Origin of the sequence: Streptomyces sp. CB01580 (assembly GCF_001905795.1) — a bacterium.
GTDB lineage: Bacteria > Actinomycetota > Actinomycetes > Streptomycetales > Streptomycetaceae > Streptomyces.
The window spans coordinates 41,183-49,560 of the sequence record NZ_LIXJ01000043.1 but is presented as its reverse complement, the minus strand read 5'-3'; the positions used below and the strand labels follow the sequence as shown (position 1 = coordinate 49,560).

Annotated in this window: 9 protein-coding genes; 3 read left to right on the top strand and 6 right to left on the bottom strand. The window is 71.7% G+C overall.

Annotated features, from left to right (window positions below; genetic code table 11):
- Positions 1–162: 162 nt before the first annotated feature.
- A complete protein-coding gene (locus tag AMK22_RS34985) occupies positions 163–657 on the bottom strand; it encodes an NUDIX domain-containing protein (protein ID WP_073791565.1) in 495 nt (164 codons plus the stop codon).
- A gap of 113 nt (positions 658–770) precedes the next feature.
- Between AMK22_RS34985 and AMK22_RS34980 the strand changes: the two genes are divergently transcribed.
- Entirely contained in the window at positions 771–1,904 is a 1,134-nt protein-coding gene (locus AMK22_RS34980; protein WP_199883405.1) for a glycerate kinase, read from the top strand.
- Between the two features lie 144 nt (positions 1,905–2,048).
- Here the strand turns inward: AMK22_RS34980 and AMK22_RS34975 are convergent, their stop codons facing one another.
- Complete coding sequence (locus AMK22_RS34975; RefSeq protein ID WP_073791562.1) at positions 2,049–2,711, bottom strand: SRPBCC family protein; 663 nt, start codon at positions 2,709–2,711, stop codon at positions 2,049–2,051.
- Positions 2,712–2,993: 282 nt separating this feature from the next.
- On the opposite strand from AMK22_RS34975, the gene AMK22_RS34970 reads away from it, so the two are divergent.
- Positions 2,994–4,025, top strand: a complete 1,032-nt coding sequence (locus AMK22_RS34970; protein WP_079186571.1) for a zinc-binding alcohol dehydrogenase family protein — start codon at positions 2,994–2,996, stop codon at positions 4,023–4,025.
- A gap of 173 nt (positions 4,026–4,198) precedes the next feature.
- Here the strand turns inward: AMK22_RS34970 and AMK22_RS34965 are convergent, their stop codons facing one another.
- Positions 4,199–4,594 (bottom strand): hypothetical protein, encoded by a 396-nt coding sequence (locus tag AMK22_RS34965; protein WP_143203643.1) that lies wholly within the window; start codon positions 4,592–4,594, stop codon positions 4,199–4,201.
- Between the two features lie 90 nt (positions 4,595–4,684).
- On the opposite strand from AMK22_RS34965, the gene AMK22_RS34960 reads away from it, so the two are divergent.
- The gene (locus AMK22_RS34960; protein WP_073791558.1) at positions 4,685–5,365 is read left to right on the top strand and encodes a TetR/AcrR family transcriptional regulator; all 681 of its coding nucleotides are present in this window, start codon (positions 4,685–4,687) and stop codon (positions 5,363–5,365) included.
- Between the two features lie 132 nt (positions 5,366–5,497).
- Here the strand turns inward: AMK22_RS34960 and pssA are convergent, their stop codons facing one another.
- From pssA to AMK22_RS34945, 3 genes are all read right to left on the bottom strand, one after another.
- A complete protein-coding gene (gene pssA, locus AMK22_RS34955; RefSeq protein WP_424862406.1) occupies positions 5,498–6,355 on the bottom strand; it encodes a CDP-diacylglycerol--serine O-phosphatidyltransferase in 858 nt (285 codons plus the stop codon).
- Positions 6,342–6,989, bottom strand: coding sequence for a phosphatidylserine decarboxylase (locus tag AMK22_RS34950; protein WP_073791555.1), 648 nt, complete (start codon positions 6,987–6,989; stop codon positions 6,342–6,344). The genes pssA and AMK22_RS34950 overlap by 14 nt, the downstream gene beginning before the upstream one ends.
- Before the next feature lie 181 nt (positions 6,990–7,170).
- Positions 7,171–8,376 carry an acyl-CoA dehydrogenase family protein gene (locus AMK22_RS34945; RefSeq protein ID WP_073791553.1) on the bottom strand — a complete coding sequence of 402 codons (1,206 nt, stop codon included), beginning with the start codon at positions 8,374–8,376 and terminating at the stop codon, positions 7,171–7,173.
- Positions 8,377–8,378: the final 2 nt, after the last annotated feature.

Genomic DNA, 8,378 nt, shown 5'->3' with positions numbered 1-8,378 from the left:
CCTTCCCCAAGCTCTCGACTTCGTTCGAGCAGGGGAGACCCCATCCGAGGGCTTTCGGCCGCCTTGCGATCGCACGCACCGGACGCCGCTCCTTCCGGGCAAACCTTGCCGGTCACGGCACTAGCTCACCGGCTGACGGCCGGTCAGGACAAGCCCCGCGAGTCAGCCGGTCACCGGACGGCCGTCCTCCAGCTCCGCCGGGCCGCCGCCCGAGTCGAGCACGTCCAGCGCCGCCCTCAGGCGCAGGGCGAGACCGGCGGGCAGGTGGCGGTCGAGATCGTCGCGTTCGACGAGCTCCCAGGACAGCAGCTCCTCCTCCTGGAGCCGGATCTCCTTCAGCTCCCGCTCCCCGAGCACGCCGCCGTCGTAGAGATATGCGGCGATCGGCGGGCGCCCCGGCCCGCGCGCCCAGTCGACCGCGAGGAGCCGCCCGGGCGGCAGGTCGAGGCCGATCTCCTCGGACGTCTCGCGCCGTGCGGCCTGCCGGGGGCTCTCGCCCCCGTCGGACTCGACGGTTCCGCCGGGCAGCGCCCAGCCCTCGCGGTAGTTCGGTTCGACGAGCAGTACCCGGCCGCGGGCGTCCCGGAAGACGGTGGCCGCGGCGGCCAGCACCCGGGGCAGCCCCGCGATGTAGGCGGCGTAGTCAGTGGTGGTCACGCGGGGCAGCGTAGTCGCACGGTACGGGCCCGGGACGGCCCTGGGCAGCGGGTATGCGCTGCGGATAGGGTCGGGGCGGCGCGACTGCCTGTTCGAAGAGCAAGGGGTTCAAGGTGGCGGACGGAGCAGTGACGGAGACCGCGAGCGTGCTCGTCGCGGCGGACAAGTTCAAGGGCTCGCTCACGGCGGTGCAGGTCGCCGAGCGGGTGACGGCCGGGCTGCGGCGCGTCGTCCCCGGGGTGCGGGTCGAGACCCTGCCGGTGGCGGACGGCGGCGACGGCACGGTGGCGGCGGCGGTGGCCGCCGGGTTCGAGCGCCGTGAGGCGCGGGTGACCGGGCCGCTCGGGGAGCCGGTGACGGCGGCGTACGCGCTGCGCTCCACCACCGCGGTGGTGGAGATGGCCGAGGCGTCGGGCCTCCAGCACCTTCCCGCCGGCGTGTTCGCCCCGCTGACGGCCACGACGTACGGTTCCGGCGAGCTGCTGGCCGCCGCGCTCGACGCGGGTGCCCGGACGATCGTGTTCGGCGTGGGCGGCAGCGCGACGACGGACGGCGGCGCGGGAATGCTGGCCGCGCTCGGGGCCCGCTTCCTGGACGCGGACGGCAAGCCGGTCGGGCCCGGTGGCGGCGGCCTCGCCGACCTCGCCGAGGCGGACCTGTCCGGCATCGACCCGCGCCTGGCCGAGGTGGACCTGATCCTCGCCAGCGACGTGGACAACCCGCTGACCGGTCCCAAGGGCGCCCCCGAGGTCTACGGGCGGCAGAAGGGCGCCACCGAGGAGGACATCGCGGTCCTGGACGCCGCGCTCGCCCACTACGCGTCCGTCCTCGGTCCGGAGCACGCCGGGCTGCCCGGGGCGGGCGCGGCGGGCGGCATCGGTTACGGGGCGCTGGTCGCGCTCGGGGCCCGGTTCCGGCCCGGCATCGAGGTCATGCTCGACGTCCTCGGCTTCGCCCCGGCGCTGGCGCGGGCCACCCTGGTGATCACCGGTGAGGGGTCGCTCGACGAACAGACCCTGCACGGCAAGGCCCCGGCGGGTGTGGCCTCGGCCGCCCGCGCGGCGGGTGTCGAGGTCGTGGCGGTGTGCGGCCGGCTCGCGCTGACGCCCGAGGCGCTGAACGGCGCGGGCATCAGCCGCGCGTACGCGCTCGCGGACCTCGAACCGGACCCCGCCGTCTCCATGGCCCAGGCGGGACCGCTGCTGGAACGGGCGGCCGAGACGATCGCGCGCGACTTCCTGCGGTAGGCCGTGTGGCGAACCGCCGTCGCGGGCATCGCCGCTCGCGGCATCGCCCCCGGACCCGGTTTGCGTACCCGCCCGCCTTCCGCGGCCGAGGGGGCCCGTTCCGCACCGGCCCGGGTCCCTCCTCGGACCACCGGCCTCCTCGGGTCAACCGGGGGCCGGTGCCGTGCCGTGGCCGTCCTCCGTCTCCGTGTCGATCCGTCCGGTGCGGGCGTTCGCGTCGAACCATCCGGCGGCGGTGTGCCCGTCGAACCGGGCGGCGCCGTCCCGCTCGAACCGTGCGGCGCCCGTAGTCGCGTCGGACGGCTCCAGGGCCGTGTCGGACGTTCCGACGGGCGCGTCGTACGGCTCGGTGTCCGCGTCGCTCCCCTCTCCGTCGCCGAGCAGGTCCGCCAGGAACCTCAGCTCCACCGGCAGGTCACGACGCCACGCCATCGTCACGAACGGGGCCAGGATGATCATGCCGCCGTCCAGGTGCGGCTTGACCGACAACTGGACCAGGGTTCCCCCTTTGCTCGGGCTCAGGCGGAACTCCAGTTCCGGCGAATGCCGGCCCAGCGGGGTCCACATCCGCGCGCCGCGGAAGGCCAGGTACTCGACCGGAGTGCTCGCGGTGCAGGTGAGGCGGTGCGCCCGGCGCCTGCCGGGGAACTTGCAGAGGTATTGGTCGCCGAGGTCCGTGGCGACCGGGCCGTCGAGCACCTGGTCTATGCTCGACGACCATACGGCCAGGTTCCGTGGATCCCGGAGGAACGAGAAGATCTCCTCCGCGGGGCGGGACACAAGGACATGCGCAGACACACGGGGCATGGCTCCACCTCTTACGGCGCCCGTCCGCCCGACCTTCGGCGTCCGGTAGCCCTCGTCGCGGTGCCGTCGCCCATCAGCCTGCGTCTCGTCGCGGGGACACGCACGCCTCGCACGACCGATGGAGTGAATCCGGCGCCTCGACCCGCTCGTGGCCCGGTGCGCTTCCCGCGATGCGGCCCGGACGTCTGGTACAGGCGGACGGCGGCGGGCCGCGCACCCGGGCCGGTCGACGCGCAACCCGGGCCGGTTGCCGCTCCGCCCCGGTCGCCGCAGTCTGGACGTGTGGCTGTCCCCGGGCCCGCCGTGGCCGAGCGGAGCTGCTGGGCCGTCCGGACACCCGGTCCGATCGGCACCGGCCCCCTGGCACGTGTGCGCCGCCCCGAACCCGTCCCCGGCCCGGGGGAGCTGCTGCTGGACGTGGAGGCGTGCGGGGTCTGCCGTACGGATCTCCATCTGGCCGAGGGCGACCTCCCGCCGCACCGGCCGGGCACCGTCCCCGGACACGAGATCGTCGGCCGGGTCGCGGCGGCCGGCGACGGGACGGGCCGGTTCCGCGTCGGCGACCGGGTGGGCGGGGCCTGGCTGCGCGGTACGTGCGGGAACTGCCGGTACTGCCGGGCCGGGAGGGAGAACCTCTGTCCCCGCTCCGTCTACACCGGCTGGGACGCCGACGGCGGCTTCGCCGAGACCGCGGTGGTCCCGGAGGACTTCGCCTACGGGCTCCCCGACGAACAGGACGCCGCCCACCTCGCCCCGCTGCTCTGCGCGGGCATCATCGGATACCGCTCCCTGCGGCGCAGCGCGCTCCCCGAGGGTGGACGGCTGGGCATCTACGGCTTCGGTGCCTCGGCCCACCTGGCGGCCCAGGTGGCGCTCGCCGAGGGTGCCACCGTCCATGTGCTGACCCGCTCGGCGAGCGCCCGCGCGCTGGCGCTGGAGCTGGGCGCCGCCTCGGCGGGCGACGCGTACGACCGTCCGCCGGAACCGCTGGACTCGGCGATTCTGTTCGCACCCGTCGGCGACCTGGTGCCGGTGGCGCTGGAGGCCCTGGACAGGGCGGGAACGCTCGCGATCGCCGGGATCCACCTGTCGGACGTCCCCGTACTGAACTATCAGCGCCATCTCTTCCAGGAGCGCGACCTGCGCAGCGTCACGTCCAACACGCGTGAGGACGGCCGGGAGTTCCTCGCCCTGGCCCGGCGCATCGGCATCCGGGTCACGGTGAGTCCGTACCCGCTGAGCGCGGCCGACCGGGCCCTGGCCGACCTGGCCGCCGACCGGGTGCGCGGGGCCGCCGTGCTCGTGCCCGGCTGACACCTCGTGTCCCGTCAGCCGTCGCCGCCACCGTCGTCGGAGCCGTTCGACGAGGGCACGGCCGCTCCGGCGCGCCCGTCGGCACCGATACCCGCCGGTGCTCGGCGCGGGCCCGGAACCCGCGCCGCACGGTCAGCCCGAGGGCAGGGCGGTGAGCTCCGTGACGACCCGCATCAGGACGCGTCCGACGCGGGGGACAGCCGGCTGCGGAGCCATGCCCGGCCGAGCTCCGGACCGTCGGCCGCCGCGGTCGGACAGCCCCATACCTTCGTGCCCGACCTGAGCATCTTCGCGTGCCGCTGCTGCTCCTCGGCCGACAGCAGGAAGACCAGGCCGCGACAGAGTTCGGCCAGTCGGGGGCGCAGCTCGCGGACCGACCGGACCTGGTCGACCGCGCCGCGCGTGTCCCGTTCCTCGGGGGTGGGCGGCATGCGCACCATGGCCGCGAAGGGTTCCGCACGGTCGAGCGCCTCGTCCAGCGTGCGTACCACCAGTGCGCGGGCCTCGTCGTGCGGCAGCTCCCCGGCGTGGATCTCCAGCAGAGGCCAGTCGGACCATTCCACAGGCATGAATTCCTCCCACGCCACACAGGTACTTTGGTTAGGCAAACCTAACTCCGCGGACAGGCGTCCGCAACCTGCTCGAGTACGGTTCTCCGCATGAGTCCTTCCGGCGACGAAGCAGAGGACGAGGTGCCGCGCCGCCGCGCATGGGGCAGCCTGAGCCGCGCGCAGATCGTGGCGGCGGGGCTGGAGATCGCGCGCAACGAGGGCATGCAGGCCCTGACGATCCGGCGGCTCGCGTCCGACCTCGGCGCCTCCAGGATGGCGCTGTACCGGCATGTGCCGGACAAGGACGCGCTGGTCGGTCTCATCATGGACGCCATCGCCGAGCGCGACGTCGTGCCGCCGGACCTCGGAGAGGGCCCGTGGCAGGACAGGCTGAGGCGGCTCGCCGAGGCCATGCGCCGCGAGCTCGTCGCCTACCCGGGGCTCCTGGACATCCATATGACGCGGGCGCACGTCGGACCCGGGGCGCTGCACCTGGTGGAGAGCGCCCTGGACGTCCTGGCCGACGCCGGCCTCGACGAGGAGCAGGCGGCCCGTCACTACCTGGTCTTCGCCGACCTGGTCCTGGGCCGCCTCCATCGCGAGCTGCGCGGCGACCCCGTGGACCCGCACCGCACCGCGGACCTCCTGGCTCTCGCCGAGCGGACCGGCGATCATCCGCGGCTCGCCGCCGCCGCTCCCCATCTGCGCGACGTGGCGCCCGGACGGATCTTCGAGGACGAGCTGTCCGTGCTCGTCCTCGCCATCGAAGCCACCGTCCGCTCGTCGTGAGCCGCGCCACCACCGCGTACGCCGGGCCTTCGGGCACCAAGGGGCCGCACGCGTGGGGGAACACGACCGTGCATGTGAGAGGGCCCCGGGTGCTGGGAAGCACCCGGGGCCCTCTCACACGCGTTTGTACGGTTACGGCAGCTGGGCCGCCCGTGCCTCGCGCCGGTTGTCGCGGAAGGTGTTCACCCTCCGGGCCGTCGCGAAGAGCGGGATGACCGCGCCCAGGACCACCTGGAGCGCACAGCCGGTCTGCAGGAGCAGCTGCCCGCCGGGGGCGTCCAGCGCCCACGCGGCCAGGAGCCCCATCGCGGAGACGATCCAGCTGAGCATCGCCACCGCGAGGACGCCCCGCGGCTTCGGGTACTCGACCCGGCTGACCATCAGCCACGCCACCCCGACGATCGCGAGGAGCGTCGGCACGAAGGGCAGCTCCAGGAGCACGATCGAGACGACCGTGAGCGCTCCGAAGGGGCTCGGCATGCCCTGGAACATGCCGTCCTTCATGGTCACGCACGAGAATCTGGCGAGTCTGAGCACCACCGCCAGCAGCACCACGATCGCCGCCAGTGCCGACACCCGCTGGTGTGCGTCGTCCGCCACCATGCCGTACACGAGGACGAAGTACGCCGGGGCGAGCCCGAAGCTGATCAGGTCCGAGAGGTTGTCCAGTTCGGCACCCATCGGCGAGGAACGCAGCTTGCGGGCCACGAGCCCGTCGAAGAGGTCGAACACCGCGGCCAGGAGCATCAGGATCACGGCGGTGGCCGCGGAGTGCCGCGCCATGCCGCTCTCGTCGCTGCCCGTGAGGTGCGGAATGAGGATTCCGGTGGTGGTGAAGTACACCGCCATGAAGCCGCACGTGGCGTTGCCCAGCGTGAGGGTGTCCGCTATCGACAGCCGCAGAGAGAGCGGCATGTCCTCGCCAGCGTCCTCCTCGGACTCCGACTCCGGCACCCAGCCCGTCCGGGTCTCAGGATCAATCACGGTCAATTCGAGTCACCCCCGCGGTAGTGGCCTGGCCGACCTCGACCGCGACCTCGACACCCTCCGGCAGGTAGATGTCGACGCGGGAGCCGAAGCGGATCAGACCGATGCGCTCGCCCTGTTCCACCTTTGTACCCTGCGGGACGTAGGGGACGATACGACGTGCGACCGCGCCCGCGATCTGCACCATCTCGATGTCGCCGAGCTCGGTGTCGAAGTGCCAGACCACGCGCTCGTTGTTCTCGCTCTCCTTGTTGAAAGCGGGAACGAAGCCGCCGGGGACGTGCTCGACGGAGGTCACGGTGCCGGCCAGGGGCGCGCGGTTCACATGGACGTTCAGCGGGCTCATGAAGATCGCGACGCGGGTACGTCCGTCCTTCCACGGCATGATGCTCTGCACCACGCCGTCGGCCGGGGAGATGACCCGGCCCTGCGTGATCTCGCGCTCGGGGTCCCGGAAGAACCACAGCATGCCCGCCGCGAGCGCGGTGGTGGGCACGGCCACCGCGGCCCAGCGCCCGGACCTGCGGGCCCGGGTGAGGCTGAGCGCCGCGGTGGCGACGGTCGGGAGGAGCCACGGCGAAGCTCCGCGTGCAAGGCGGACACCGCCGCGCGGTGCAGAGGTTTGGCTGTCGGGCATGGATGACCTTCGTAGCGGATGATGCCGCGCTGGCAACGGGGGACGGCGGCTTTTCCGGCGATGTTATCGGTTGCGAGCCGCAACTGGGCAAGCCAGCAGCCGAGTCGGACGGCGGGAAGGCACCGGCTGAGGATGACAGGGTGTGATCTTCTTCGCTGCCAAATCGGCTTGAAAGGGACAATCAACCCTGGAACCGGTACTCCTCGAGGAGTCGGCGCCCAATGATCATTTTCTGGATCTCGGCGGTACCTTCGCCGATCAGCAGCATCGGGGCCTCCCGGTAGAGGCGCTCGATCTCGTACTCCTTCGAGAAGCCGTAGCCGCCGTGGATACGGAAGGCGTCCTCGACGACTTCCTTGCAGTACTCGGAGGCGAGGTACTTCGCCATCCCTGCCTCCAGGTCGTTTCGCTCCCCGGAGTCCTTTTTGCGAGCCGCATTCACCATCATGGCATGGGCGGCCTCCACCTTGGTGGCCATTTCGGCCAGCTTGAACTGGATGGCCTGATGCTGGGCGATCGGCTTTCCGAAGGTCCGGCGCTGTTGGGCGTAAGAAACGCCCAGCTCGAACGCACGCTGTGCGACACCGCAGCCACGGGCGGCCACATTCACCCGGCCGACCTCGACGCCGTCCATCATTTGGTAAAAACCTCGACCGGTGGTGCCACCCAGGACCCGGTTGGCCGGAATTCGCAGTCCATCCATGATGAGTTCGGTGGTGTCGACACCCTTGTAGCCCATTTTGTCGATTTTGCCGGGAATGGTGAGTCCCGGACGCACCTCGCCGAATCCGGGCTCCTTCTCGACCAGGAACGTCGTCATCGACTTGTGCGGGGCGGTGCCCTCGGGGTGGCCTTCGTCACTCCGGCACAGGACGGCCACGAGCGTGGACGTACCACCGTTCGTCAGCCACATCTTCTGGCCGTCGAGGACGTATTCCTCGCCGTCCCGGACACCCTTGGAGGTGATCGCCGACACGTCCGAGCCCAGTCCCGGCTCGGACATCGAGAACGCGCCCCTGACCTCGCCCAGGGCCATGCGCGGGAGGAAGGCGTCCTTCTGTTCCTGGGTGCCGTGCTGCTTGAGCATGTACGCCACGATGAAATGTGTGTTGATGATGCCCGACACGCTCATCCAGCCACGGGCGATCTCCTCCACGCACAGCGCGTACGTGAGCAGCGACTCGCCCAGACCTCCGTACTCCTCGGGAATCATCAGCCCGAACAGACCGAGTTCCTTGAGTCCCTCGACGATCTCGGTCGGGTACTCGTCGCGGTGTTCCAGACCGGTCGCGACCGGAATGATCTCCTTGTCGACGAAATCCCGGACCGTGGAGACGATCTCCTGCTGGACATCGGTGAGACCGGAGGTCTGGGCGAGTCGCGTCATGG